This window comes from Natrialba sp. PRR66 (assembly GCF_034808065.1).
In the GTDB taxonomy this organism is placed as follows: domain Archaea; phylum Halobacteriota; class Halobacteria; order Halobacteriales; family Natrialbaceae; genus Natrialba; species Natrialba aegyptia.
Genome location: NZ_JAXHGN010000005.1, coordinates 53,507 through 80,301 on the forward strand (window position 1 = coordinate 53,507; position 26,795 = coordinate 80,301).

A 26,795-nucleotide genomic window follows, 5' to 3' on the forward strand; every position below is an offset into this window, starting at 1 on the left:
AGCGGCTGCGGGACGGCCGGGCGGTCAGTTAGTCATCGGTGGTGTCTTCGAAGAGCGAATCGAAGTCGATGTCCGAAGCGGCTGTCGAACCGGAGACGTTGGCTTCGTTCGATTGCGAAACAGCCTGTGACTGGGTGATATTGCCATCGGTCGATTCGGCAACCTGGCTGTTACTATTGCCCTGGATCACAGTCTGGTTCGACTCCGAGTCACCGCCGTCGCCACCATCGCCAGGCTCGCCTGGTTCTTCTGCAACCGTCACGATCGCCTGTGCACTGTCGCCGGCACTGGCGACGGTTACCAGGTAGGTACCGGGTTCGAGGCTGTCAGTGCTGGCAGTCAGCGTTGCCGTATCCGATTCACCCGGACCGAGTGTAACCGTCGTTTCGTCGACGGGTGACCCGTTGAGCGAGAGGGTGATCTCCTGTGTCGTCTCCGTATCTCCGGTGTTCTCGACGGTTGAGACGACCTCGAGCGGTTCACCCGGTTCGACCGGGGAATTCGTCTCGCCGATCGAGACGGTGACTGTCGGCTGCTCGCCGGACCCGTCGCCGATCGTGATCGTTTCCTGGGCGGAGTCGTCCTCGCTCGAAACGGTTACCGTGTACTCGCCGGGGTCGAGTCCGGTGGTGTCACCGGTCAACGTTATCGTTTCGGACTCGCCGGGTCCGAGTGTGACTTCTACCGTATCGAGGACCTCACCGTCGAGTTCGAGCGAGATCGTCTGGGTGAGTTCCTCATCAGTCGTGTTTTCGATGGTCGCGTCGACTTCGATCGGCTCACCGGGTTGGATCGGCGTATTGATATCACCGATACTGACCTCGAACGCCGGGCCAGTTTGCTCGTCGCCGATCGTGACCGTTGTCTGGTCGGAGCCGTCCTCGCTCGAAACGATGGCCGTGTATTCGCCGGGATCAAGTCCGGAAGTGTCGGCGGTCAGCGTTATTGACTCGGATTCACCGGGACCGAGGGTCACCTCAGCGGTGTCCTGAACCTCACCGTCGAGTTCAAGTGAGACCGTTTGAGTGAGTTCCTCATCGGTCGTGTTTTCGATGAGTGCGTCGACTTCGAGGGGATCACCAGGTTCGACGGGCGCGTTGGTTCCTTCGATGGTAACATCGAATGCTGGGCCAGCCTGCTCGTCGCCGATCGTGACCGTTGTCTGGTCGGAGCCGTCCTCACTCGAAACGATGGCCGTGTACTCGCCGGGGTCGAGTCCGGAAGTGTCGGCGGTCAGTGTTATTGACTCGGATTCACCGGGACCGAGGGTCACCTCAGCGGTGTCCTGAACCTCACCGTCGAGTTCGAGCGAGATCGTCTGGGTGAGTTCCTCATCGGTCGTGTTTTCGATGAGTGCGTCGACTTCGAGGGGGTCGCCCGGTTCGACGGGTGAGTTCGTCCCTTCGATAGTGACATCGAACGCTGGGCCAGCCTGCTCGTCGCCGATCGTGACCGTTACCTGATCGGAGCCATTCTCGCTCGAGACAGTGGCTGTATACTCGCCGGGGTCGAGTCCGGCGGTGTCGGCGGTCAGCGTTACCGTCTCTGACTCATCGGGCGCGAGCGTGACCTCTGCCGTGTCCTGGACTGTCCCATCGAGTTCAAGCGTGACTTCCTGGGTTCCTTCTTCGGTTCCGGTGTTCTCGATCGTGGCGTTAACTTCGAGCGGCTCACCTGGGTCGACTGGATCGTTCGTGCTATCAACAGTTACGTCGAAGACAGGACCCTCGTCAGGACAGTCGATGCCGGTACCGAAGAGCCCCAGGCAAACGGTGGCCTGGGCTCCAAGGACTGGGTCTTCGACCGTAATTCTAGCAGTGGCCTCGAAATCCCCAGTGATCACCGGGCAAAACGAGGCTGACACCGATAAGACACTGTCGTCAAGTGATGCATCGACAGTGAACACGTCCGCGTCGCCGACAACATCGATGTTTACGAGTTCGAAGACATCGAGCGGGAGCCCGAGGGTGCTGAGATCGGCTTCGAGACTTTCCTCGAGACAGTTTCCACCCGTATCATCAACACACACTTCACCGAAATTCAGCGCGTTTAATTCCGCGTCACAGTCGTTTCCATCACAGTCGAGGCCAGTACCGAAGAGTCCCAGGCAAACGGTGGCCTGGATACCAAGGATCGGATCTTCAACTGTAATAATCGCAGTGGCCTCGAAATCCCCGGTGATCGTCGGGCAAAACGAGGCTGCCACCGATAAGACGCTGTCGTCAAGTGACGCATCGACGGTGAACACGTCCGCGTCGCCGACGACGTCGACATTTGCGAGTTCAAAGACATCGAGCGGGAGCCCCAGCGTGCTGAGGTCGACTTCGAGATCTTCTTCGAGGCAGTTCGCACCCTCATCGTCGGCACACACTTCTCCGAAATTCAGCGCGTCTAGTTCTACGTCACAGTCTTCCTGTGCACCCACGGACTGAGACATGTAGATTGTTCCAATGGCACCTGTTCCACCGATCGTTTTCAGTATTGTTCGGCGTGATTGCTCGGTCATAGTAGCTGTTTCAGAGCTTGACTCCGGTAGATAACCGGAAGCCAAACCTGTCAGAAATTACTGTTAGTAGGGAATATTATAGGCTCGCATTGTTTATCTTGAAAGTAAACTGTAGGCGAATATATGATGAAACAACGGGACAGTATCGTTCAGTATCGTCTCAATAGGAGATCGCTATGGAGTGGCTGATTCGTCTTCTCCCGACCGGCATCCGTGTAATCCCATTTCCGTGAGTCTCGGCTACTGAACGAGTTATCTGTAAGCCATCACAGAACGTCTATCCGAATCGAAGTCACCTCGCCTCGGTTGTCACTGTCGTTCTACAACTCACTGCAGTTGATAGGTTACTTGCAGTACGTGATCACCGGTAGCAGACGGCCAGTATTCACGAGACGCGGTGTGTCCTCGATATCACTCTCTCCACTATGTTGAGATGAACTCACTCTCGCTGCGGTCTGTAGCGCTAAACACACTGGTTTCCAGCAGAAGATCAGATTCAGCGGTAATTGTGGCATACAGCGATGTCCGCTCCAGTCACGTCGGTCTGCGTTTCGTCGGGGGTCGCTACGAGCGCCGTCTGCAGTCACAGGGGCCACCTATTTACTCGTCCTCGAAGTGGCCTCTGTCTATGCAAGCCGTCGTTCTCGCGGCCGGCAAGGGAACTCGCCTGCAGCCACTTACCGACGACACGCCCAAGGCGCTCGTCGACGTCGACGGCCGACCGATCATCGAAGACGTCTTCGACAATCTCCTCGCAGTCGGTGCCGACGAACTGATCGTCGTCGTCGGACATATGAAAGAGCAACTCATCACCCGCTACGGCGACGCTTATCGCGACGTCCCGATTACCTACGCCCACCAGCGCGAACAGCTCGGCCTCGCACACGCCATCCTCCAGGTCGAACCGCTCGTCGAGGACGAGTTCATGCTCATGCTCGGCGACAACGTCTTCCGGGCGAATCTCGGCGATGTCGTCGCTCGCCAGCGCGAGGATCGCGCCGACGCGGCGTTTCTCGTCGAACAGGTACCCGTCGAGGAGGCCTCGCGCTACGGCGTGCTCGATACGAACGAGTATGGCGAGATCGTCGAAGTCGTCGAAAAACCAGACGACCCGCCGTCGAACCTCGTGATGACCGGCTTCTACACGTTCACGCCGGCGATCTTCCACGCCTGCCATCTCGTCCAGCCGAGCGACCGCGGCGAGTACGAACTCTCCGACGCGATCGATCTCCTGATTCAATCGGGGCGGACGATCGACGCGATCCGCATGGACGGCTGGCGCGTCGATGTCGGCTATCCGGCAGATCGGGATCGGGCGGAGGCGTTTTTGCAAGGTGACGCCGTGCCGCCCACGGAGGCCGGTGGGACCGCCGTCGGCGTGTCGGAAACGGAACTCGACTGAGACGGTCTTCCGTGCCGATTTTCCGGCCACTCGCAGACGGTTGCGGCTGCGCCTGCACCGACTGCCAGCAGCCCGCCCGAGTCGCCTGCGTAGTGTCGCCAGTCCCCCCTCGATATCGCCTTCAGCCGGTCCGTATTCTGGGTGGCATCCGCGGGCAGTCTCGCAGTTTTTATCCTCTCGCAGATGAACGTCTGCCCAATGGCCGACGCCGACGACCCGGCTTCCGGAAGTCATCCCCCGGCGATTGCCGATGCAGCAGCGTCGTTCTGCGAGGACCACGACGACGGGGAACAGGCCCTCGAGACGCTCCTCGAAACCGACGCCGACCACGGCACCGAAGCGTGGACGTTTGCGGACCTGCCGCTGGATTCGGGTACCTTCGGTGAACTCGTTTCGCGCAATATCGTCGTCAAAGACGGCGGTGAGTACCGCGTCTCGAGTCGCGAGGGCGTGCAGGCAGCGCTGGCCGGCGACGACATCGTCTCTCCCGAGGGCGAATCCGGGTCCGAGTCGAGTTCAGCGAGCGTCCGGTCGGCCGTGGCGGCCGTCGATGTTCGCACGGCCGGGGCGCTCGTGGGCGCGCTCGCGGTGCTGTTGGTGATGCGATTGCTGAACTACGGGGCGGTGTTTCGCGGTGATCGCGTCGTTTCGCCGGGGAACGATCCGTACTACTACCGGTACTGGATGAGCGAGTTCCTCGCGTCGTCGGACGGACTGACCGACTGGAGCGTGATTACGTCGATGCCGGCGGGGGCGGCCGAACGGCGGCCGTTTACCCACGCCGCGAACTGGCTGCTCGCGGAGGCGCTCGGTGGTGGTCAGGGGGCGGCGGATACGGTCGCTGCGTGGTTGCCCATCGTCGCAACGCTTGCGCTGGGGTGTGTCGTCTACTGGCTCGCCGTCGTCGTTACGGACGACGTTCGCGTCGGGATCGCATCGGTGATCCTTCTCGCACTGACTCCCGTTCACGCCGTCTACTCCGGCGTTGGGTTCCTCGAGCACCGATCGTACCAGTACCTCTGGCTCGGCGTGACGGTGTTGGCACTGGCCTGGCTGGCCGTCGACCTTCAGCGACGCCTCGAGGCGACACCGGACCGAACACACGGGGTGCTTCGCGAGTACTGTCGCGCTCCCTGGCCCTGGATCGCTGCTGTCGTTGTTGGCATCGGGCTGACTTTCTCGGCGTACGCCTGGGGCGGCTCAGTTCTGATGTATATCCCGGTCGCTATCTACGTCGGATTGAAAGTCCCGGTCGACGTTCGGACGGGAGTTTCGCCGGCGCTTGCAAACGGGCCGTTGCTGGCCGGACTGGGCGTGAGCAGCGCGCTCAGTGTCTTCCTGCATTTCCGCTGGGGATGGCACGAATCGTTTACCGCAGTCGTCTCGATCCTCGTCGTTGCCGGCGGCGTCGGCGTGGTTGTCCTCGGCGAGGCGTGGCACCGGTTCGAGTTCAGCGTTCCCGTTTCCGGGCTGGTCGGGATCGAAGCGGTGCTCACCGCAGTCGGCATCGGTGCGGTTCACACACTGCGGCCGACGGACTGGGCGCGGTTACGGACGCGGGCCGACGATCTGCTGTTTCGGACGGGGGCGACGGAGACGGGGTCGGTCTTCTCGACGGACAACTCCGTTATTCTCGAGCCGATGGCCCAGCTCGGCGTCAACTTCTACCTCGCGGTTATCGTTCTCGGCTGGGCGGGCTGGGTTGCCTCGCGCCGGTACGAACCAGGGTGGCTCTTGCTATCGGTCTATACCGTCTTCTGGCTCGCCATGGCGACACTCCAGGTTCGCTTTGCGGCACAGCTTGCGATCCCGCTCGCCGTTCTGGGCGGCCTGGGACTCGTCGCCCTCCTCGCCTGGGTCGATCTGGCCCGCGTGCCGCGACCGTTCCGAACCGCTTCGGCGGCCGCCGATTCGAACGTCTCGTTGCGCGCGCAGGATACCGTCCCTGATGGTGGAACCGGGGAGGGTGAGCCGGGACTCATCGTCCCCCGGGACGCCCGCAAACTCGCCACGTTGGGAGGGGTCGCGCTTCTCGTCTGTGGGATGAGCCTGATTTTCGTCCCGTCATTGAGTGCGCAGACGACACACAGCGACGCACAACTTGCGGCGACGACGGCGATCGAAGAGCACGCCCTCGAGACAGACCGGACATATCCGGAAACCTTCGTGTTCAGTCGGTGGGATGATACCCGGCTGTACAACTACTTCGTGAGCGGTGAATCACGGAGCTACAGCTACGCCCAGAACAATTTCGCGGCGTTCCAGACGGGAACCGATCCGGACGGTTGGTACGATCAGTTCGAGGACCGCGTCGGCTATGTGGTTCTGACCGCCCAGCGCGGCGACGCTGACGGGATGGCACAGTCACAACTCCACGAGGCCCACGGTACGGGTGGCAATCAGACTGCCCCACTCAGCCACTACCAGGCGATCTACCTCGACGACGACGTGACCGCGTTCGCCGTCGTGCCTGGCGCGACGATCACCGGCACCGGCGAGGCCGGGGAGACCATTACTGTCGAAACCGAACCCGACGTTTCCGGCGAACCGCTTCCGTACGAACGGTCGGTGACCGTCGACGACGACGGCACGTTCTCCGTCACCGTCCCGTACCCCGGCGACTACGACGTTGGCACGGCGTCGGTCGACGTTCCCCAGTCCGCAGTCGAGTCGGGGGAGTCGGTTCCGCTTCCCTAACGTCGCTCTCGTCTCCCGCTCGTCGAACTCGTCTGGTCAGCCGTCTGGAATTTGACTGCCATTATCCAGTTTAATGCGCCTATTTGCCTCTATGATAGTGTTTTATCATAATAGTACCAGGAGCGACGAGTTCAACAGCCAGTTGAGTCTCTGTAATCCAATCATAGATTATGGGCTAAAATCCACCCGTGAGGGTGTTGTGATTTCAGGATAACCATGAGTGGTACGGCCCTCTCGCTCAAAGTTCCTAACTGTGACCGCTATCGACATCGTTTCAGCACCGTTTTTACCACGGGAGAGGAGATGAGAATAATGATTGATGAATCCATTTCCGTGCTTTTGTCGATTTACGAAGGGGAGAACGCCGACCATGTCGATGCAGCCATCGAGAGTATTGTCGAACAGTCGGTGCCGCCCACTGAAATCGTCGTGGTCAAGGATGGGCCACTGACATCTAGTTTAGACCAAACGCTTTCGGTATGGGGGTCGGAGTATCCGTCACTCTTCGAGTTCGTCGAGTTCGAGGAAAATAGAGGACTAGGGATAGCACTCAGAGAGGGTATCCAACATTGCTCGAACGAACTCGTTGCGCGTATGGACGCCGACGATATCGCACACCTGGATCGACTGGAAACGCAACTCCGTTTTTTTAAGCAGTATCCAGATACAGATGTCGTTGGCGGCTACGTTGCGGAGTTCGAGGGTGACATATCGAACAGTGATCGAGTTCGAACGGTTCCGACTGACTCAGAACAACTTGCGAAAAAAGCACGGTTCCGCTGTCCCATGAATCACCCAACGGTCATGTATCGGCGAGCGGCGGTGCTCGATGTAGGAAACTATCGTGGATTTCGCTCGATGCAAGATTACGACCTCTGGGCACGAATGCTTCTCGCAGGAAAGGTGTTGCGTAATGTTCCAGAAGTGCTGGTGTACGCGCGGGCCGGAGATGAGTTGTATCGACGTCGGGGCGGGATAAATTACCTGAAAATTGAATATCAGCTTCAGCGTGATTTTCTCAGACGAGGGTTCGTTTCAATGCCAGTGTTTGCTATGAATATGGCTTCGAGAACGGCAGTTCGTTTCATGCCGAACAAACTTCGAGAGTGGATTTACTCGTCGTTTCTTCGAATAAATAAATAGTAATCCCTCTACCAGTATTTACTCACTCAGTTCGCAGATACGATTTCTGATGGTTCCATCAACTATGTAATAATACAATCCATTATGGATGATTAATTCTAGCTGGGATAATTTCCGTATCGGGATCAATAGCACTCATAACTGATGGGTCTCGAATCACCGTTAAACGATGAAGAAAAACGGCTTTCTGAATTATGTATATCATTTACGATAAATTTGTGTCGCCTAGTCTCCGTGTAGACTAGATGGTTATTTGGATAATCAATTCCTTTGTCAAGATATGACCGATCGAAGATCAAACGTTATCGTTCTTATATTTGATACCCTTCGCGCCGACGCCCTCTCCTGCTATGGTGGTACCGCTTCCACGCCGAATTTCGACCGCGCTGCTGATATGGGCACTCTGTTCGAACGGGCATTTTCTGCCGGTCCTGGCACACCGATTTCACATGCCGCTCTCTATACTGGCCAGTACCCGGCAGAAAACGGCGTCACGGGTGCGTATATCAGTCTCCCCGACGAGAGTCCAGTCATTGCCGGCCACTTTCGTGAACACGGCTATGAGACATTCGGAATCACCGGTCCTTCTAAAATGGGGTCTGACTTTGACTACGACCGTGGGTTCGACGAACTGTTCGAACCCTACTATGATATCGGCCAGCGGAAATCGCTCGATTATCTCAAACGTGTCATAACAAACCCGCTTCTCCGGAATAATCTCATGCGAACTATCCGTCGCGGCGACGACTCCTACACCGAACTCAAGTTCGATTTACTCCAGAATCGAATCAACTCATTCACCCAGCCATTTTTCGTATTATCGAATTTCCTTACTGTACATTCACCCTATAACCCACCGCGACCGTACAAAGAACAAGCTGTTGAAGGCTACAAACGCCCACGAATTCCTCTAGAGGAAATCCTCTTCAACAACATTGGCACACTTGACCGAGACGACATCCGGTTAGATCGGATCATGAAGGCTCAAACAGCTACCGGTATCGGGAAATACATCGCGGATTCCGATTGGCTCACAGATGCGGAACTTACGGTACTGAAGGCGTGGTATCGTGCAGCCGTCGAATACCTCGATAAACGTCTCGGTCACTTTCTCCACTACTACAAGCGCGAACTCGCCGAAGACACGATTCTAGTGCTCACTGCCGACCACGGCGAAGAACTTGGTGAAAACGGGTTGCTCGGCCATAGCCACCGGTTGTACGATGCGACCCTCCACGTCCCACTCATCACCATCGGACCAGACATCGACGCTGGCATTCGCCGTGATGACCTCGTGTCTCTCATCGACGTGTTTCCGACGCTCTGTCTGCAGACTGGCCTACCGACCCCCGACACGGTCTCCGGTGTGCCGATGTTCACGGAAGAACATCGTACAGCAGTCTGTGCAGAGCACGGTGTGCGTCCCAATACCTATCAATCTGACCCGCACGTCTCTCGCCTGAGTAGTGAACGTCTGCAAGAGTTTCTCGCAGGACGAAAATGTGTCCGTACAGACGAGTACAAACTCGTCGTTACATCAGACGGCAAGTCGATACTTTACGAACTACCCGAGGAACGGCAAGTCGAAAACCCACCTCCGGAGGTTGTGATGGAACTCGAAACTGAACTGTCCGAACAACTCGAACCGGAATTTGGCAATTGGCCGCCAGCGAAGTCATGGAGTGATGTGTCGGCGAGCGTTGAGGATGACCTTCGCGCACTCGGCTATATCGAGTAACTTGTTCCTCGTTACAAGGTTAGAGGTTTGTTGCACTAGAGGATGAGTTGTACCTACATCGATACTATTCGAGATATCCGAGTCTCTCTAACTGAGTCCTACCAACGACATCATCCGTAGCGACTGTGTGGATATCAAAGCTATCTGGTAAATAACAAGCGTGCTGTCTAACAATACTCAGTCTTTGAGACTCTCAGTATGTAGATGAACAGTGTAACGACGACATTCGTAGCAAATCGAACTGATTTGAGGTTCTGAAGAACCTTATTGAATTATGTCACATATAGTAATGTACCAAATACTATTTTATTTAATGCCTCCAATATGAAAATTTATAATGGTGAGTCGAGATACTGCCTACCGTATTTGACTACTGTTTAGATATTTCTCATCAACTACTATTCAAACCGTTCCCGATAATTGAAAACTCAGTGTTACCGCGGTAATTTTCAATGATGACTCACCCATTCCACAACCTACATTATGGTGACTTGTATGTAGACGAGTATTCGCTACATGCCAGATGAGTCTACTTCCTCCTTACGAACCGTGACTCGCGGAGCAGGTCTTTTCATCGCGGGACGCGGAATCAGCAATATTCTTCGATTCTTCATCAACCTCCTTCTCACGCGTTCGTTGGGAACAAGTTTGTACGGTATTTATTCGTTCGGAAATATAACCCTCTCCATCTCACTTATATTCACTAATTTGGGAACGGACCGATCTATTTTGAAGTTCATACCACAATTCGATGGTGAGCGAAAACACCAAAATCAAATACTCGGTCTCGCTGCGCTGACTTCGACTGGGGCGAGTATCGTCGTCGCTGTCGGGCTCTACTTTGCAGCGCCGTGGATTACAGCAATGACGCTCAATCGTCCCTTAGAGACAGACGTGATACAGTATTTCGCACTGCTTCTGCCCGTCAGTACGCTCACTAACTCGATAGTAAGTCTTTTCAGGAGTCTTGAGCTTCCAAAATACCACGTCCTGATCTCCCAGATAGTCGTGCCACTGACTCGACTCGTCTCGGTTGGCATCGCCTTTGTTATTGGCCTCTCGTTGCTTGGAACGGTCGCTGCCATCGTCGTCGGTAGTGTTATCGCGTTCCTCATCGCGATTCGTCTGTTTCTCTTGAAGACCAAACTTCGACCTCGTCGTGGGTCTTCCCGCGAGATGGCTGTCGAATTTTATGATTTCTCGATTCCCCTGACGCTCAGCAAAGCGGGTTCCTTTCTTGCGAATCGTGTGGACGTGTTGATGGTCGGTATCTTTCTCACCAGCAGTGCTGTCGGCATCTACAACGTTGCAACTCTCATTGCTGGTCTGTTAACACTTCCTTTGGCCGGATTTAATCAATTGTTCCCTTCTATCGCATCTCAACTGTACTCGGAGCGCAAACTCAACGAACTTGAATCAATATACTGTCGCGTCACTCGCTGGACGTTCACTATCGCTCTCCTCATGGCAATCGGAGCAATTGTCTTCAGAATGGAAATACTGACGTTGTTCGGTGAGGACTTCGTGGCCGGTCATGTCGTCCTTGTGCTATTCGTATTCGGACAGCTGACCAATGCTACAGTCGGGCCGAGCGGGTACCTGCTTATGATGACTGACCACCAGTACGTGACACTCGTCAATCAATGGGTATTGGGAGTATTCAACGTGGGACTTAACTATATTTTAATACAAGAACTTGGGATGATAGGAGCCGCAGTTGCAACAGCGAGTGTCCTCGCGACGGTTAATCTCGTTCGCGTCGGTGAGTTATGGTGGCTAGAAGGTCTATTCCCCTACTCGCACTCGTTCGTCAAACCGCTCGTTGCAGGCGTCGTCGCTGGCGTGACAATGGTGATGATACGAGATCTGTTTAGTGGTCTTGTGTCGTTGTTCGTTGGCGGTGGAATGGGAGTACTTGTGTTTGGAGTCATACTTGTCGTCCTCGGAATTGAACAAGGTGACCGAGAACTCTTTGATGAGGTCATATCGTAATTGACCAACCTACTGTCGCCGCGGAACAGAACCCATTGTGGCACCTGCAATCAACCAGAAAGTACCCTGTGTTGGGACGTGGCTATACACCACAACCAACAATGAGTACAAAACAAACCCCGCCATTCCGAGAAACAACGCAAACCAGAATGATGAATCATCTGCGCCAACCGTCAAAAGACGCCGGAAAAGAATACAAAATGGAATTGCCACAGCGAGACAGAAAGCGAGGAATCCTGGAAGTCCAACTTCTGCGAGGTACGAAAGAAACGTATTGTGAATGGACATTTGACGGGGAAGGTAAGATTCAGAAACCGCGACGAAATTGTATCCACCAATGCCGAACGCGGGGTGTTCAATCCATAGTTTTACAGCCTCGACATATTGGATAAGTCTAATTGAGAGTGTATCGAGTGAGAAGATGAACAACTGACTCTCTCCGGCTTGGGTCGTTTTGATAACGAAGAGAATGACATAGGCTACAAATCCGAGTATACAGACTAGTACCGTTATGAGGCCAGCAATGACCTTTGGCTGACGTAGTATCGTCCGTTTGCACACCTGGAGTTCGGTGTAATCTATCTCCTGTCGTTGAAGAACAATATACACGGTCGTAATTCCGAGCATTGAAATCACAGCTAATAAACCGGCGTCTGTCTCCGCTACGACAAACACAAGCGAACCGAGAACGACAGTGGCCACCGATAAGACCCGCTTGATTCCGTGTGCGTGTAGAGACAATAGCACGGCCAGTGGAAGAAAAAGTATTGTAATCCCCCACAGATGGCGAGAGTTCCCGACGATACCACCAGCGTACAGACCTGTTTGGAACTGAATTAGCCCTAAATCAACGACTGACAAATAATGGCCACCCTGATCACCAAGATACGTAAGTCCGAGTGTGCGCCCGTGAATGACCTCTACAAATGCGTAAACAAGGTTCGCTACCACAGCAATTCCTGTTGTGTACAACACAACCCCGATCGTCATCCGATGAACGACGAGAAGACCAAGTAAAAATAGCAGGAAAAATCGAAGTTGATCGAGAACGAATGCAAATGCCGCAATGCGAGATGGGCCATTTCCGACCAGTGCCGATAGAAATGCCCAGACAATGAGCGCACCAAATGAAGCGATGACTGTTTTCTGGGACAACGATAGTGCGAATGGTTTCTGATTCAAACTGGTGATCAAGAGTAACACTGCAGATACCAGTACTGGATCAAGAAGCATTATATCGATATTAGCACTAACGGGACCATCGACTAACGGAACTCTTGTATGGACATATAGTAACACGAGTGCAGCACTCGTGACTCCCTCGAAAATGATGTCGTTCGATATGATTGCAACTGCATACACGACACCGATGACGACTACTGATATCGGAACGGGAACGTTGACGAAGATTGCGAAGATAGGCACCACGAACGCCAGTGCAACGACTAATGATACTGCGCAAATGAGGGATGTCCTGAGAAGCGGCTCTTCTTTGGGAAGACACCGCTGTAGAAAATCATCGACTATCCGAGCAGTACCCAATTGTTGAGTACCTAGTTTCTCCTTCATTTAAATCCTCTGAAACACTTGCTAGTACTCATCCAACAGTACTGGACAAATGATAGTGCAAAAGCACCAACGGGTTTCAAATGTGGGATTTCAATGAACGAACGCCCGAGATAGTCAAGAGATTTCAAGTATTCGCCATCGAAATAGTAGTGTCGACCGTGGTGATAGTACGTTCGTGCCCAGAATCTATTTGAAAGTTTTTCAAGTACTGGAAACAATCTGATGGCTTCTTCGTGAAACCGTTCTTGTGCTTCCAGTTTTTGTTCGTGATTTTCATTCTCTGAAAGCCCCTCCTCATGTTTTTCGACGTAGGTCAGTGCACTATCAACATAACAGTATCCACCATCACGGGCTGCTTTAAGCGCGAACAAGTGATCTTCTAAACGGTAGATCGTCTCGTCGAAACGGACGTTCGTTTTCTTAGTGTCGATCACCATCGACGAGGTAAAACTAGCCATAGAACCAAGGAATACCTCGGCGGCGAATTCAGTGGCCGTTGAAGCAGCAACATCAGTAACTGATCCATCTGAACGCTCGGTTGCAGTCAAACAGAGGGCTGTATCGGATTCCCGCAACGTTGCCATTTGTACTTCTAACTTCTTCGAAGCCCAGTGGTCGTCGGCATCGAGAAACGCTACGAAGCGGTGACTCGAACGATCGAGACCTCGATTCCGCGCCCACGCTACGCCTCGTTGTTGCTCGTCAGTGACAACGATTGGTTCCGCTGAAATCGTTTGAGAGCGGACCGACTCGACTGCTCGAGCGCGTAGACGCTCCGGCGTATGTTCAGGGCTGTAGGGTATGATGACATCGACAGGTTCTGCATTCATGATTTATTCACGGTATCCTAGTGCTTCGAGTCGATTCGACACTATTTCGTCGTCGGTTTCAGCCGTCTTCACTGGCGATTCCGACATTACTTTCCTCTGCTGGCCCGTTTCGACAATGAACCACGGAACTTTCACGAGTGGAGGAGCGTACAAACCACGCGGATGGCCGAATCCGCGTACTGGAATCGGTCGCAGTTCGTCACCAACCAGATTTCCGTGGTCGGACGTGACGACTGTCTTCCCGTTTAGCTTCGTGAGGAGATCACGTACATGGTTCAGAACAATATCAAGATTTTCGGAGTACGCTCGGCGTACCCGACCAATATCGACTTCGCCGCGACGGGCCGCTTCCCAGACATTCGGTGCGTCAGAAGCGTCGTCGTCTAGGTGAATCGTGATCCCCTTATGATTCAACCCGTCTCCATGGTAGCCGATGAAAGGGAAGTGTGGCTGCATGAAATGGACGATTAATCGCTTGTTGGGATACATCTTATGTGCTTTCACAGCACGTTCGACGACTGCGCTCGGACGAACTGTTCCCACCTTGTCGTCCCATGCATCGCGAAGTAAGTCGATGACTGCGTGAAAAGTGTCATCGGGAAGTTTGTGCCAGTGTGGGTTAGCCGTTACGTATACCGTATCGTGGCAGTCTCGACTGCCAAAATTGTGGGAGAGAAACTCCCAACTTTCGCTTCCGTGTGATATTCGATGTTCGAGATTTCCAGATAGATCGTTACAGCGATCAAACACATCGAAACGGCAGCCATCGAGAATAAAGAGGTTGTCCCAGTCTTCTTCGAAGACATCAGTTCCACCATCGTACGAGCGTTCGTAGAATCGTTTGTTGAGTAAGAGAGCAGCGTCGTAGTACTGGCTATTTAATTCTCCAAGAAATAGTTTCGGATTACGAACCGCACGGAAGAAATTCTTTAGCGTATATCGATTCTGCCAACTCATCTGTCGAATACCATTTTTGCGAAGCGGATAAAGATTTCTTCACTCACTAGTGGCTTTTGAAAACTCTAATAATGCAAATCATACCAACAAATGTATTTCGGTTATTATCATTTGGATTAAACCAGCTTTCGGAAAGACACATACTAGAGATGGGTGATTAATATTGGTCACTTTCCAACGATGATCTCTTCGTACATCGATTCGATACGGCCTACAACCGACTCACGATGGAATTTCCGCGCCTCATTCATCGCAGCTACAGACATCTCTTCGAGGCTCTCACCGTCGAGAAACTCCGCTATCGTCCGAGCGAACGCACCGACATCGCCCCTCACCGCAACGCCACCATCACCCATTATATTTTCTATACTTCCGTATCCAGATGAAATAATCGGCGTTCCGGTTGCTAGTGATTCTAAATACACGCGGCCAAGCGGTTCCTCCCAGAGACTGGGATACACAAAGAGGTCGTGATTGGCGTATATTCCTGGAAGTTTTTCATTCGATATGAATCCGCGGAACTCAACGGCGTCTTCGACGCCGAACTTTTGAGCTTGCTCGCGCATATGGTTTTCACGTGGTCCTTTGCCGACGATTGAAAGCGTGAATGAGATGTCAATCTGTTCTCGAAGGCGGGCGACGATCGGAATCAAATTGTCAACCCCTTTCTTCTGTTTTAGAAACCCGACATAGAGCAATCGAAACGGTTCCGCGAACTCACTTCGATGATCGACGAGAAAGTCGGAATTGAGTGGGTGTGGGATGACGTGGATTCGCTCAGAAGAGAAACCGTGTTGGACGTAGTTTTTCTTAACGTGACCCGATGGCGCTCGAAATGCGTCAACATGTTCGAGGTTTTGTTTTGCTTCGTGGACTAGTTTGAGGTTCGCAAATCTACTTGCAGTTAGGCGAGCAGGATTCCGTCCGTCATCAAAACTCGTCCGACCGATACAAGCTGTACACTTCGTAAGCGATCCTGCAGTGCATTGCTTTTGACCAAGGAAGTACAAGTCGTTTTTCGGACAGACACCGCCGTATGCGTTCAATGTAACTGCCGTTGCTGCAGATGTTTCACGACCGATCGTTTCGAGCGCAGGAAGTGTAATGGTAAGGTAGCTGTGGACAACGTCATATTCTTCGAAATCGGCTGCACGGTTTTTGAGAGTGTTATTTAACCGGAGATTCCCTTGGTAATGGTATAGTCGCCCATCGTCAGGTAGATAGCTCATTTCCAAATTCGTGGTATTGGTATGGTCTTCCGGAATTGACTCGGTGCAGAATACATGAACGTCGTGACCGCGTTCCGCGAGTCCATGAACTACTTGCGTCGCACTGTGGGTCGCACCGGTTCCCTCGCTCCCGGGCCAACTAGGATGGATGAACGCAACCTTCATAATTTGTAGCCCAACTCTTCGAGGCGTTGTTCAACCTGGTCGAAATCCGCGTCGAATTCAGCATCAGATGGTGACTCCGCGACGATTTCTTTCCGTTGGTCGTTTTCGATGACGAGCCACGGGACGGTCACCAGTTCGTCGTGATAGAGGCTACCGAAGTGACCATATGTCCGAACCGGAATCGGTCGTCCCCGCTCACCGAGCATCTCTCCGTGATCCGCGGTCACGACTGTCCGCCCATCAAGTGATGATAGGAGGTTGGCGACTGAGTCAAGTACGAGATCGAGATTTTCTTGATATGCCCTTCGAAGGGTGTCGTCGGTCACATTGCTTTGATGTAGCGTCTCTCGAAGTCCTGGAGAGACCTCAAACAGTTTACGCCCGATTGGCCCAATGTACGGTTGATGTGGTTGTAGATAGTGGACGATAAGTCGTTTATTGGGGTATTCTTCGGCGGCATTGTGTGCCTCTTCTGTGACTGCTTCGGGGGGAACTGTTCCGAGCGCCTCGTCGTGATGTTTTTCTTGGAGGTTGACGAACTTGTGGAGTTCACTATCGAGTTCTTCGAAGAGTTTTAGGTACCAAACGTTCGCGGAGACGTATACCGTATCGTGAAGTGTTCGTCCCTCGAAATTCTCGCGAATGAACTCGGCGGTCGTCGAACCGAGCGAGCGACGACGTTCAAGTGTACCAGGAAGCGAGGAATGCGCAGCGAATGCATCGTATCGACAGGCATCCAGAACGATGAGGTTGTCCCACTCGCCATCGAAAATACTTCGTGCGCCTTCGTTAGTTTTCACTCGAGAGTGGAAATAGCGATTTATCTCAACCCCAGCACGACCAGGATAGCGTATCGCATTGAGCATCTGCGAAGGCGTGTACATTACCCAACGGTTCAAGGTCGATTACCGAAAAGACCAACGATCACCGCCGACTAACGCTATTCTCCCGGTCGTATTGATTCCAACATAAACATGCGGAGCAGACACAATCTTTTCCTGATGGCTGCGACAGCATACAGTCGATGACTACTCCTCCGCATCGAGTGACGTATCTCATCGACGGTCTCAACGTTGGAGGCGCGCAAGTTGGTATGGCTCGGTTGATAAACCAACTTAACCCTGACCGGTTCGATATCACTGTCGTCGGTCTCGACGGTAGAGGAAAGGGCGTCGTCTCCTTACTCCCGGAACACGTAACTATCATCGATCTTGGAATCCAACAGAAGTATCGATTCGACCGTCTCACTCCGCTGTGGCGGTGTCTCGGGCAAACCGATATCTTGGTTACATCGCTTTTTCACTCTCTTGTCATCGGCTCCATCCTCGGAAATTTGCGAAGCGTTCCAAACATACTCGCCTGGCAAAACTCGGCGGGGCATACGAGCTCGCTTCGCCGGAAGATATCTCGACTCGCGTTCGGCTGGTGCGACCACATCCTTGCCGATTCCGAAGCGGTTGCATCGATGTTACGCGAGGTAGGAGTAGCCGCATCCAATATTTCTGTCGTTCCAATCGCGGGCGTCGATGTAGAAACGTACCAGCCAAACACGGCACGTTCATCAGACGACGGTGCGATTCGTGTCGGTTCGATTGGGCAACTCATTCCTGCGAAAAATTACGAAGGGTTAATCGAATGTGCAGCGCAGTTAGACGATACATTCGAATTTCACGTGGTCGGCGATGGCCCACGCCGGGATGCATTGGAAACCCTCGCAGCAGAGCGCACTCCCGACCGCGTCACCTTTCACGGCAAGATGCCACCAGACGAAATTCCCTCGTTTCTCGGTGAACTTGACATATATTTTCAGCCCTCCCGTCGAGAAGGTCTCTGCATCACGGTTATCGAAGCAATGGCGTGCGGACTTCCGGTCGTTGGGAGCATGGCTGGGGGTATTTCTGAATCAGTTGAACACGGCCAAACAGGGCTTCTAGCGCCGACGGACGCGATAGACGATCACTGTCAACATTTACGGATTCTCACAAACGACGAGGAGTTGCGGCATCGGTACGGGCGGGCGGCACGAGAGCGCGTGGCTTCTAACTACTCGGCTGAGGCGCTTGAAGCTAACTTTCTCGAAGCAATCTCCCACGTGACTGGGCCACCATCAACGTAATCTGCGAGGCCCAATAACTAGCCAGTGTCGAGTGAGCGAAAAACGATCCATAACTTCCGGTTCTAACCACACATTCAGAACCGCAGAGGAAACAAATCACACTCTCCCGCCAGAGAACCTGCTATAGCAGGTTCGAGACAATTGATTTCGGATCAACTATCTATACGAAATCGTTCTGATGAGGAACCGTTGACACGTTCTCTTGTCTTCTTCGACTCTAGAGCAGCAGTTGAGCAGTATTAACAATCTTTGACGGAAGAGCGGTCTTCACAATTTCTCTTCCTTCTTTTCTTCGAGTTCACTTGCAGCAAGTTCACCACGAAGATAGGCGAGGCCGCGATCTGTGATTTGATAGTAGCCGCGTTTTTCGTCGGTTTTCTCGAGCAAGCCAGCATCTGAGAGGACGTTCATCCGTCGCGAGACCGTATTCTGGCTCCGGTCGAGGACGCCGAGTTCTTCGACAAGATTGTACCAAACGGTGGTTGGTGGAAGCGCAATTCGGTGGCCCGCGTCAGTCTCCAGTTCCCGAAGGTATTCTAAAATTGCATCGTCAGCCTCGTTCATCCACGATACGCGGGCCCGCATGTCTCGGAGGTCATCTGTTTGTTGATTAATTGCACCGGATCGGACGCTTGTTGGACCATATAATCCAACTATGAGCCATATATACCAGAAACTAAGTAACATGAATCTGTAGGTCTTGTTAGGGAAGCTATACGCGGATTCGACTCTCAAGAAAGTCGGAAATGCGGATCGGTGCTGCAGACACCGAGTCCGCGAGAAGCTCCCGTAATTCCCCTACGGAAGCCATGTCAAACGACGAGACACGGGGTAATGAAAGCCCCGACCGGCAGGACGCGATCGACCCGAACGACCCGCTCGAGACCCACCTCGAAGCCATCGACCAGCTCACGAGGGCTCTCCTCGTCAAGACGACGCCACCGGACGCGCCGGCGATCGACGACCTCGAGCAGCCACAGCGCCGAGAAGTCCGCCGCCGACTCCGCGAGATCCGAGCCGAGACCAGTCGGATCGGCCTGCTCCTGATCGGCCCCGAGGCGGCGATCCCCTACCGGCCCGATGGCGTCACGACCCACTCCGGCCCGGACCCGGATCTGTTCGAGGACGACTCGCGACGGGACGACACCCAGGGTGAGCGCGATGACTGACACCCTCCGCAACCACGTTGAAACACTGGAAGCCGACCTCCAGCGCAAAACCGCTTGTGACGGACGTGTGACTGTTCATAGCACAGGTCTGTGTGTAGATACTAAATAAGTTCTCCTTTGGGAATAAGTGTCCGTAGCCAAGCGGAGTACGGTAGCCAGCGATACAGCTAGTGGCGGTACTGGCATCCCACAGACATTCAAATAGTCTGACTACTCAATCGAAAACAATGGATGAGGTATCCGCGAGGCCGACCCGTTTCAACACGAGACCGACGAGTCCGTTTCGATGCCACTGTCTCCAATAGTTAGCTCCGTCATCCCCTCCTCGCAATCGTTTGGCGACCAGGTGGTGGACGTTTCGCTTTCCAGTCCGTCGGCTTCGATCGCCATGTCGTAGGTGCCGCCGCTGGACAGTTCGATTACGAGTTCACTTGCGGCCGGGATTGTAACGTCCCGATCGAGGATCGAGTCGCCGTCGTGGTCGAGTCGAAGCGCGATCGTGAGCTCCTCGTCGGTCGTGTTTTCGATGCGAATGCCGTATGCGTCATCCGCGACGGTCCAGTCGTCTTCGCTGGATCGGCGTTCGAATCGATCGATCACGTCGGAGTCGTCGGAGATCGAGTCGAGGTCGCCCGCCGTCTGGGAGTCCGACGGTGAGTCGGTGTCGGTCGATGAGTCATCACCATCGGGCCATGTGGTGCCGCTGAGACAGCCGGCGAGAGCGGTGAGCCCGCCCGTCGCGCTGAGCGTGATGAACGTGCGTCGGTCCGGGTCACGATCATCGAGATTCAGATCCATATCGACAGCACACGAGCGCGCGTAATGGCCTTTTTTCACGGAACGCGAACGGTCTGGCCGGAGAGACTGTCAAACGGTGGCTTTCGTTCCGAAAGGATGGCGACTACTGAAGAGGGCCAAGAGCACCCCTCTCGCGTTCAGTATGGCTGACTGGACGATCCCACACCGTGTTGAGTAGGTGGGAGTTACACGGTTGTGGCTGGCACAACGGGGCCGAGTACGGTGGTGTAGTCGGGTCGCTTGTTGAATGGCCGGGGGCCGGATGGCTACTGACAGCCATCACAAACGGTCACCTATCGAGATGAAAGTTCCCACTGAGCGTGTAAACGCCACGTGGGGTTATTACCATCGGCAGGGAGCCACGAGTGCCCGTAGGGCAGTATCACCTCATGAGCGGAACACACTGGTTCGATTCGCGTTCGCGCACAGTTTCACTGGTAGTCATCGGTGGGCTTCTCGCAATGGTGATCGGTGGTGGATTCACTGCGGCTGTCTCAGCCCAGTCGTCCGCAGACGATGTCGCCGTCAACGAGACGATCACCAACGAGAGTTCACAGGAGATTATCGAGGAATCGGTTGCCAACGAAACGTCCGAAACGGGAACGGACGTTCCGGAGACACCCGACCCATCTCTCCCGGCGCTCCCGGAGATAGATGATGGGCTGATTCCTGATGGTATCGCCGACGGAATCGCCGACAACTGGATTCCGTTCTGAGAGCCACTTTCCACCAGTAGACCAGTAGAGATTCGCTCCTACTGGTCGACTACCTGCTTTCGCGTGCATGGCTCGAGCCACGAACCACGAACTGAGTCGGGGCTGGTGGTGCGGTGTCGACTCCCGCAGACACGGTGCGATGGTGGTTCGATAGGGTACCGAAGACGAGAGATAGTTCTTCAGCAGTCCAGTCTCCCCGATCGAGATGGTTGGTACTACAGTGCAAGCGGTCGGCGAGTGCCAGGCAGGAACAGTGTCTCTGTGAAGAAGTACCCTCTAACGCGTGTGTGTATGCGTTAGTGCCACTGACGAACCAGTGCTTGCGAAGAAACGGAAGAAACGGCGGTGTCAAATAGCTGAATCGCAGTGAATGGGCGCTAACGGAGTGGATTACGCGCCGGCCCAGACGTTCGTTGAGGCGACAGCACCGAACTGAGCGTTTTCGTTCTCCTGAAGGGTCACCTGTGCGGAGTCAGCGGTGCCACCGTTTTCGGCGACGGCGATGGCGGCCTGCTGCTCGTTGATGTTCTCCTGGAGCACGTACTGGACCTGGTCGATCTGTGCGCTCGCTTCCTGCTCGACCTCGTTGGTCTGCTGTGCGTCGTAGTCGAACGCGATACCTGGTGCACCTTCGACGTCGCCGCCACCGAGGGTCATGCTCGTCGTGTCGGAGTAGATGACACTGTCGTGCATGTAGCCCGGTCCGGCGTAGACGTTCAGCGCATCAGCGAACCCAACCTGCGTGTTGATGTTCTGCTGGTGGGCCAGCTGGACTGCGGTGGCTTCGCTGCCGTTGGTCGCGATCGCCATCGCAGTGCTCTGGAGGTTGACGTTCATCTGTTCGACTTCCTGCGTCTGGCTGACGCCGGAGGTCGCCGTCTGGACGCCCTTGTCCTTCTTGTGGTGGTCGTCGTCCTTCTTGTCCGACTCTTCACCGAGCGTCTCGGCCGCCTGTGTGGCCTCATCCATCATCTCGGGGTTGTCGACGCCCGCGGTGGCGATGGCCATACCGGGCATCGACGAGAGGATGTTCTGCGCCTCTGCTTCGCCGATCTGCCCGTTGAAGTTGGTTTGTTCGGTGAGCTGGATCGCCGTCGCAGTGCTGTTGTTTCCGACAGCGATTGCGACCGCGCTGTCTTGCTCGTTGTAGTTCATCTGATCGGCGTTCTGGCCCTGTTCGACTGTGGCCTCGGCCGATTGATCGAGGAACTCGCCGCCACCTGCGTAGACGTTCGTGGCGTTTGCGACTCCCTGCTGGAGGTTCTGGTTGGTCTGTTGGGACTGCTGGATCGAGAGCGCTTCACTGTTGTTCGCCGCGAGGGCGAACGCGGTGCTTTGCTCGTTGTAGTTCAGCTGTCCAACGACCTGGCTCTGGGTGACTTCGGCTTCGGCAGCCTGGTCGGGATCGACTTCACCCTTGTCACCTTTCTTGTCGGCGATACCCCAGCCGTCGAACTCCTTGCCGTCACCGCTCCCGATGACGACGTTGACAGTTCCGACATCCTCGAAGGAGGTCATCTCGCCCATGTTGTTTCCGGCGAGGGCTTCACCAAACTGCTCGTTGTCGTTGTACTGGTTTGCCTCCTGAACCGCGGTGGCTTCACCACCGTCGATCGAGATGGATGTCGCGTTCGACTGTTGGTTGATGTTAACCTGATCAACATCCTGGTACTGGCTCACTTCGGCATCGGTCTGTCCGGACGCCTGGGACTCGATGAACTCGTCGAGTGTTGTCCCGTTGAGGTCGGCCCCGAAGACCAGATACAGTTCTTCACCATTGTCGAGCGTGTGTACACCGTTCGAACTCGGTGTGGTATCTTCTCCGGCTGCGGCTGCGGGTGCCCCCGCAGCGAGCATCGATAAGGCGACAATACACGCCATCAGGACGGTCGTACATCGTGACCGTCTCGTCGTTGTGGTACTCATGTTTCGTTTGATCCGTGCCGTGAGAGTCTTTTGTTTCTGCACCTCCACGGCGCAAATCGTCGTATCCTGATGACAGACTTTGTTATCTGGTAGTTGCCGCATCGATGGAAGGGCCTACCGCGCGGAAGCAGGTGGCTTATCAGCCGAAGGAGCAGACTTCGAGCGCGAGAAACTGGACGTGTGTCCCAGGAATCGGCTGTTCGGATTCAAACTGTCCATAAGGAATCCGTATATCGGTTTCGAACCGTCCTGACGGTTCGAGTTCAGTGACTGTTTCAGGCGGCAAAGTCGCTGGTTAGTAGTGCTGGAACCGTTCGACTGCGATATAGTCACCAGGCGGTGAGTGATCGGTACTGCTGGCTGTTACTGCTGGCTGATACTGGATATAGTACCCCCTCAATCTGCCGAATTACTCGGTTCTGGGAATGTGTAGGTGTAGGCACACAACGATAGGTGCGGATTCAGCGGGGCTAATCGCGGTATTCACCGTGAAACCGTTGTCCGGGTTCAAGTCCCTCTCCATACTGCGTTGGAACCGGGCAACGTGTCACACGGATTGCAGAGTAGCGAGCCTGTTGTTCCGCTCGTGAATATCTGCCGTGTGCCGCGTGCCTCAGGAACACTCCACTATGAAGCGAACACTCACGATCACACTGACGGTAGCACTGGTAGGCGGCCTCATGTTCATGGGGTTCGCCGGAACGGCAGCAGCCCAAGACGGGCTCATCGGGGTCGACATCGGTGACGATGTTGGTGTTAATCAAAGTGCCAACGCAACCACCGACGTAAGCGTCGATCAATCGAATTCAAACGATCAGGCACAAGAATCCCTCGCTCTGTCCAGTAACGGAGCCTCGGAGGCAGTCGGTGCCCAGGCCCAGGAGGTCACACAGGATAATAGCGCGAGCGTAGAGAACGTCTCGTCAACCGCGACTAACGATGCAGATGTCGATACCGGCACGATTGAGATCAATGTCACCGCCGATATCGGTATCGGTGACGGTATCCTCCCTGTTGAGGAGGCATAAGCTAGACCCAATCTGCACATTTTTCGCTGATCGCTCCGTTTCTGCTCGCTACTCACCGATTCTCTCCTCGTCGCTAGGCACACCGTCGAGCGACAAAACTGCGAGCAGTTCAGAAGCCCCGTTCCTAGACGGTTCACTGTTCAGTAATCGAACCTGACTGTCTCTCGTTATGACCGATAGGCGAACGTGAGATACACTGGCTCGCTGTGTTCTCAGGTGGCTTTAGTGAACGAACAGTGACTGACACAGTACTTGTCATCCGGTAGTCGCTACGACCAGGATCGGTTTGCCGTTTTAATCTCGTATAATGGCTGAAACCGTTCTCTGGTTTAATACCAATCTCTATTGAGCCACTGGATGGGCAACGCGCTAGCAACCACAGCTGGATCATCGGGGTCTTGTAGTATGCGATACCCTGCAACGGGGATTCCAGAAGGACCCCGGTCGATTGAGCGTGTCTGCCCGGTGACCACAGTATGAAACGCGCATTCACCCTACTAGTGACCGTCGCAATGGTCGGCACCCTCATGTTTATGGGGATCGCTGGAACAGCCGCCGCACAGGATGGTGGCCTCATCGATGTCGGTATCGGTGATGAAGTCGACGTCGATCAGGATGCAGATGCAACGACTGACGTAAGTGTCGATCAGAATAACGATAATAGCCAGTCCCAGTCGGTAGTCGCAGCCAGTGCGGGTGGCGGCGATGCGAACAGCCACGATAAGCACGGCCACGATAAGCACGGCCAGGATAGTTCCTCTAGCGGCGCAGACGCTGTTGGTGTACAAGAACAGGCTGTGAGCCAGAGTAACGATGCCAATGTCGAGAACGTTACCTCCGCTGCCGGTAACAATGCGACTGTTGACACCGGGCTGATCGAGATCGGCATCGACATCGGTCTTGACCTGCTTGGTGCCACCAACGGGTAATTCGGGACCCTCATTCCACATTCTATCCGTTATTTCATCCGGATAAACAGCGCCTGGATACTTCGGGAAGCGGTCCTGTGACTGTGCTGTTTGCTCTCCCGAACAATCGCTGCCACTGACCCGCGGCTGTTCTCGTCCCTGTAGTCAGTACCATCTTCGTCGCCTCCCCCAGTGATTGCTTCGATATATCCGCTCATCTCGACTGCTACATTCCATCTTGACTGTCCGTACTACCGGCTCACAGCGCACTTACGAGCGGTCGAGTTCAGTTTCTCTCCGGGTCACCATCGAGAGCACGTCCATCCCGAACGAGTGCTTCCGCGCGAGTGATCACGGTCCGTATTGGCAGATCAGTGTCGTGAGCCACGGCCGCAGCGTCGTCGTACTCCGCACTCACGTCGTAAATCTCGCCGTCGCTGTCGCTCGCAACCTTCACCGTCACCTCGTAGGTGTCGCCGGCGAGTTCGACGGCGGCCGTTCTGAACTCGCGCTGGGCGATCCAGCGGTGGGTTGCGCCGGCGTCGCGGACCCCCAGGGTGCCGGTCTCCTCGGCCAGTCGCCTGGCAACTCGCCGTCTGTCCTCGGGTTTGCAGATTACCTTCACGAGGTGGCCGGGACGGGATTTTTTCATCGTGACCGGAACGATTGAGACGTCACGCGCGCCCGCATCGGCCAGGGTTTCCTGCAGGCCGCCCAGAACCTCGGGCGCGGCGTCGTCGAGGTTCGTCTCGAGGACGGCGATATCGTCTTTCACCAGTCCGCCGCTACCCGTGCCGACCAGGACGCGGAGCATGTTCGGGTGGGGGTCGAGGTCGTAGCCGCCGGCACCGTAGCCCGCGCTTGTGAGCTCGAGTTCGGGAAGCGAGTCGACGCCGTCGGCGACGTGGGCAAGGATGGCAGCACCGGTTGGGGTGAGCAGTTCTGCGTCGACGGGGCCGCCCCGGAGCGCCCAGTCGGCGTCCGCCGCGAGTTCGACGACGGCGGGCGTCGGAATCGGGTACTCGCCGTGGGCCATGGAAGCGGTGCCGCCGCCGGTCGCGAGAGGTGTCGTCACGATGCGGTCCGGGTTCAGATCGTGGAGGAGGACGACTGCACCGACGATATCCGCGATGGCGTCGTCGGCACCGACCTCGTGGAAGTGGATGTCTTCGAGGGCCTCGCCGTGAACGCTGGCTTCGGCTTCGCCGAGACGTTTGAAGATGGCGAGGGCATCGCGCTCGACGGGTCCGGGGAGCCCCATCGCGTCGACGATGTCGCGGACTTCCCGGTAGCTGCGATGGGGGCCGTGACCTTCGGCGTGCGTGTGGCCGTCGTGGCTGGTGTGGTCGTCGTGGCTATGTTGTCCATGCGTGTGCTCGTGTGCGTGTTCGTGTCCGCGCTTCTGGTTGTCCTCGGCTGCCGCCGCAACCGTCTCCGCCGAATCCGCATCAGTATCGGCGTCCGCATCAACATCCGCGTCCGCCCCACTGTCGGACTCGGACCGTTCGTCGGTGAGAACCACATCGACCGTCGTTCCCGTGATTCCGCACTTGTCCGTCTCGTCGATCCGGTACTCGACCGCGAGTTCGTCCGCGATGAACTCGAGGCGGTCGGGGTCGGCACCGGCATCGAGGAGGGCGGCGAGGATCATGTCGCCGCTTGCACCCATGCGGCCGTCGAAGGCGAGTAGCGTCATCGTGATATACGGATAAGTCGGTGCCGAGCGCAAAAAGTCATCTTCTCGAGTCCAGCCGGTGACCGCGAGCGCGAATCCGCGACCGTGAGTCTTTCTCCGATTCTCTCAAAACCAACCGCCGTCGACACTTCTATGTAGGTTCCAACCAAACATAGGTTTGGTAGCACCTAGCAAACTCAGATGAGCAAAAAACCTATCCGATCCGGAATC

20 protein-coding genes are annotated in these 26,795 nt (G+C 55.1%); 10 read left to right on the top strand and 10 right to left on the bottom strand.

The genetic code is table 11. The features are described from left to right. Positions 1–28: 28 nt before the first annotated feature. Positions 29–2,437 (bottom strand): CARDB domain-containing protein, encoded by a 2,409-nt coding sequence (locus SM755_RS17215; RefSeq protein WP_323173743.1) that lies wholly within the window; start codon positions 2,435–2,437, stop codon positions 29–31. 697 nt (positions 2,438–3,134) lie between these two features. On the opposite strand from SM755_RS17215, the gene aglF reads away from it, so the two are divergent. The 5 genes from aglF to SM755_RS17240 all read left to right on the top strand — a co-directional run bounded on the left by aglF (position 3,135) and on the right by SM755_RS17240 (position 11,478). Beyond that, positions 3,135–3,908: a UTP--glucose-1-phosphate uridylyltransferase AglF gene (aglF, locus tag SM755_RS17220; RefSeq protein ID WP_323173744.1), complete on the top strand. Its 774-nt coding sequence runs from the start codon at positions 3,135–3,137 to the stop codon at positions 3,906–3,908. A 198-nt stretch (positions 3,909–4,106) separates the two neighbouring features. Then, positions 4,107–6,605 carry an MFS transporter gene (locus tag SM755_RS17225; RefSeq protein WP_323173745.1) on the top strand — a complete coding sequence of 833 codons (2,499 nt, stop codon included), beginning with the start codon at positions 4,107–4,109 and terminating at the stop codon, positions 6,603–6,605. A gap of 312 nt (positions 6,606–6,917) precedes the next feature. Next, a complete protein-coding gene (locus tag SM755_RS17230) occupies positions 6,918–7,748 on the top strand; it encodes a glycosyltransferase (protein WP_323173746.1) in 831 nt (276 codons plus the stop codon). A gap of 280 nt (positions 7,749–8,028) precedes the next feature. Further along, positions 8,029–9,486: a sulfatase gene (locus SM755_RS17235; RefSeq protein WP_323173747.1), complete on the top strand. Its 1,458-nt coding sequence runs from the start codon at positions 8,029–8,031 to the stop codon at positions 9,484–9,486. 516 nt (positions 9,487–10,002) lie between these two features. Beyond that, on the top strand, positions 10,003–11,478 hold the full coding sequence (locus SM755_RS17240; protein WP_323173748.1) for a flippase: 1,476 nt from the start codon (positions 10,003–10,005) through the stop codon (positions 11,476–11,478). Between the two features lie 9 nt (positions 11,479–11,487). Here SM755_RS17240 and SM755_RS17245 read toward each other — a convergent pair whose 3' ends face one another. The 5 genes from SM755_RS17245 to SM755_RS17265 form a co-directional block, all read right to left on the bottom strand. Then, on the bottom strand, positions 11,488–13,047 hold the full coding sequence (locus SM755_RS17245) for an O-antigen ligase family protein (RefSeq protein ID WP_323173749.1): 1,560 nt from the start codon (positions 13,045–13,047) through the stop codon (positions 11,488–11,490). After that, on the bottom strand, positions 13,044–13,877 hold the full coding sequence (locus SM755_RS17250; RefSeq protein WP_323173750.1) for a glycosyltransferase family 2 protein: 834 nt from the start codon (positions 13,875–13,877) through the stop codon (positions 13,044–13,046). Before SM755_RS17250 ends, SM755_RS17245 begins: the two co-directional genes overlap by 4 nt. Before the next feature lie 3 nt (positions 13,878–13,880). Then, positions 13,881–14,834, bottom strand: coding sequence for a hypothetical protein (locus SM755_RS17255; protein WP_323173751.1), 954 nt, complete (start codon positions 14,832–14,834; stop codon positions 13,881–13,883). A 167-nt stretch (positions 14,835–15,001) separates the two neighbouring features. Then, positions 15,002–16,228, bottom strand: a complete 1,227-nt coding sequence (locus SM755_RS17260; protein WP_323173752.1) for a glycosyltransferase family 4 protein — start codon at positions 16,226–16,228, stop codon at positions 15,002–15,004. After that, positions 16,225–17,112: a hypothetical protein gene (locus SM755_RS17265; RefSeq protein ID WP_323173753.1), complete on the bottom strand. Its 888-nt coding sequence runs from the start codon at positions 17,110–17,112 to the stop codon at positions 16,225–16,227. Before SM755_RS17265 ends, SM755_RS17260 begins: the two co-directional genes overlap by 4 nt. Before the next feature lie 140 nt (positions 17,113–17,252). Here SM755_RS17265 and SM755_RS17270 point away from each other — a divergent pair, with 140 nt between their 5' ends. After that, positions 17,253–18,344, top strand: a complete 1,092-nt coding sequence (locus SM755_RS17270; RefSeq protein WP_323173754.1) for a glycosyltransferase family 4 protein — start codon at positions 17,253–17,255, stop codon at positions 18,342–18,344. 267 nt (positions 18,345–18,611) lie between these two features. Here the strand turns inward: SM755_RS17270 and SM755_RS17275 are convergent, their stop codons facing one another. Beyond that, positions 18,612–18,929 carry a helix-turn-helix domain-containing protein gene (locus tag SM755_RS17275; RefSeq protein WP_323173755.1) on the bottom strand — a complete coding sequence of 106 codons (318 nt, stop codon included), beginning with the start codon at positions 18,927–18,929 and terminating at the stop codon, positions 18,612–18,614. Positions 18,930–19,153: 224 nt separating this feature from the next. Between SM755_RS17275 and SM755_RS17280 the strand changes: the two genes are divergently transcribed. Beyond that, entirely contained in the window at positions 19,154–19,513 is a 360-nt protein-coding gene (locus SM755_RS17280; protein ID WP_323173756.1) for a hypothetical protein, read from the top strand. A gap of 258 nt (positions 19,514–19,771) precedes the next feature. On the opposite strand, the gene SM755_RS17285 is transcribed toward SM755_RS17280, so the two are convergent. Beyond that, positions 19,772–20,311: a hypothetical protein gene (locus SM755_RS17285; RefSeq protein ID WP_323173757.1), complete on the bottom strand. Its 540-nt coding sequence runs from the start codon at positions 20,309–20,311 to the stop codon at positions 19,772–19,774. Between the two features lie 461 nt (positions 20,312–20,772). Between SM755_RS17285 and SM755_RS17290 the strand changes: the two genes are divergently transcribed. Beyond that, on the top strand, positions 20,773–21,027 hold the full coding sequence (locus tag SM755_RS17290; RefSeq protein WP_323173758.1) for a hypothetical protein: 255 nt from the start codon (positions 20,773–20,775) through the stop codon (positions 21,025–21,027). A 390-nt stretch (positions 21,028–21,417) separates the two neighbouring features. Here SM755_RS17290 and SM755_RS17295 read toward each other — a convergent pair whose 3' ends face one another. Next, a complete protein-coding gene (locus SM755_RS17295; protein ID WP_323174066.1) occupies positions 21,418–22,908 on the bottom strand; it encodes a hypothetical protein in 1,491 nt (496 codons plus the stop codon). Positions 22,909–23,582: 674 nt separating this feature from the next. On the opposite strand from SM755_RS17295, the gene SM755_RS17300 reads away from it, so the two are divergent. Together SM755_RS17300 and SM755_RS17305 are read left to right on the top strand one after the other, a co-directional pair. Next, a complete protein-coding gene (locus SM755_RS17300) occupies positions 23,583–23,981 on the top strand; it encodes a hypothetical protein (protein WP_323173759.1) in 399 nt (132 codons plus the stop codon). Positions 23,982–24,457: 476 nt separating this feature from the next. Further along, the gene (locus SM755_RS17305) at positions 24,458–24,910 is read left to right on the top strand and encodes a hypothetical protein (protein ID WP_323173760.1); all 453 of its coding nucleotides are present in this window, start codon (positions 24,458–24,460) and stop codon (positions 24,908–24,910) included. Between the two features lie 265 nt (positions 24,911–25,175). On the opposite strand, the gene larC is transcribed toward SM755_RS17305, so the two are convergent. Beyond that, positions 25,176–26,585, bottom strand: a complete 1,410-nt coding sequence (gene larC, locus SM755_RS17310; protein WP_323173761.1) for a nickel pincer cofactor biosynthesis protein LarC — start codon at positions 26,583–26,585, stop codon at positions 25,176–25,178. Positions 26,586–26,795: the final 210 nt, after the last annotated feature.

Excerpts from the sequence above, each read along its gene's own strand:
- SM755_RS17280 (WP_323173756.1), top strand. The coding sequence starts at position 19,154 with ATGTCAAACGACGAGACACGGGGTAATGAAAGCCCCGACCGGCAGGAC.
- SM755_RS17300 (WP_323173759.1), top strand. The coding sequence starts at position 23,583 with ATGAAGCGAACACTCACGATCACACTGACGGTAGCACTGGTAGGCGGC.
- SM755_RS17260 (WP_323173752.1), bottom strand. The coding sequence starts at position 16,228 with ATGAAGGTTGCGTTCATCCATCCTAGTTGGCCCGGGAGCGAGGGAACC.
- SM755_RS17290 (WP_323173758.1), top strand. The coding sequence starts at position 20,773 with ATGGTGATCGGTGGTGGATTCACTGCGGCTGTCTCAGCCCAGTCGTCC.
- SM755_RS17230 (WP_323173746.1), top strand. The coding sequence starts at position 6,918 with ATGATTGATGAATCCATTTCCGTGCTTTTGTCGATTTACGAAGGGGAG.
- SM755_RS17240 (WP_323173748.1), top strand. The coding sequence starts at position 10,003 with ATGCCAGATGAGTCTACTTCCTCCTTACGAACCGTGACTCGCGGAGCA.
- SM755_RS17215 (WP_323173743.1), bottom strand. The coding sequence starts at position 2,437 with ATGTCTCAGTCCGTGGGTGCACAGGAAGACTGTGACGTAGAACTAGAC.
- SM755_RS17255 (WP_323173751.1), bottom strand. The coding sequence starts at position 14,834 with ATGAGTTGGCAGAATCGATATACGCTAAAGAATTTCTTCCGTGCGGTT.
- SM755_RS17305 (WP_323173760.1), top strand. The coding sequence starts at position 24,458 with ATGAAACGCGCATTCACCCTACTAGTGACCGTCGCAATGGTCGGCACC.
- SM755_RS17295 (WP_323174066.1), bottom strand. The coding sequence starts at position 22,908 with ATGGCGTGTATTGTCGCCTTATCGATGCTCGCTGCGGGGGCACCCGCA.
- SM755_RS17235 (WP_323173747.1), top strand. The coding sequence starts at position 8,029 with ATGACCGATCGAAGATCAAACGTTATCGTTCTTATATTTGATACCCTT.
- SM755_RS17285 (WP_323173757.1), bottom strand. The coding sequence starts at position 20,311 with ATGGATCTGAATCTCGATGATCGTGACCCGGACCGACGCACGTTCATC.
- larC (WP_323173761.1), bottom strand. The coding sequence starts at position 26,585 with ATGACGCTACTCGCCTTCGACGGCCGCATGGGTGCAAGCGGCGACATG.
- SM755_RS17270 (WP_323173754.1), top strand. The coding sequence starts at position 17,253 with ATGACTACTCCTCCGCATCGAGTGACGTATCTCATCGACGGTCTCAAC.
- SM755_RS17225 (WP_323173745.1), top strand. The coding sequence starts at position 4,107 with ATGGCCGACGCCGACGACCCGGCTTCCGGAAGTCATCCCCCGGCGATT.
- SM755_RS17275 (WP_323173755.1), bottom strand. The coding sequence starts at position 18,929 with ATGCGGGCCCGCGTATCGTGGATGAACGAGGCTGACGATGCAATTTTA.
- SM755_RS17245 (WP_323173749.1), bottom strand. The coding sequence starts at position 13,047 with ATGAAGGAGAAACTAGGTACTCAACAATTGGGTACTGCTCGGATAGTC.
- SM755_RS17265 (WP_323173753.1), bottom strand. The coding sequence starts at position 17,112 with ATGTACACGCCTTCGCAGATGCTCAATGCGATACGCTATCCTGGTCGT.
- SM755_RS17250 (WP_323173750.1), bottom strand. The coding sequence starts at position 13,877 with ATGAATGCAGAACCTGTCGATGTCATCATACCCTACAGCCCTGAACAT.
- aglF (WP_323173744.1), top strand. The coding sequence starts at position 3,135 with ATGCAAGCCGTCGTTCTCGCGGCCGGCAAGGGAACTCGCCTGCAGCCA.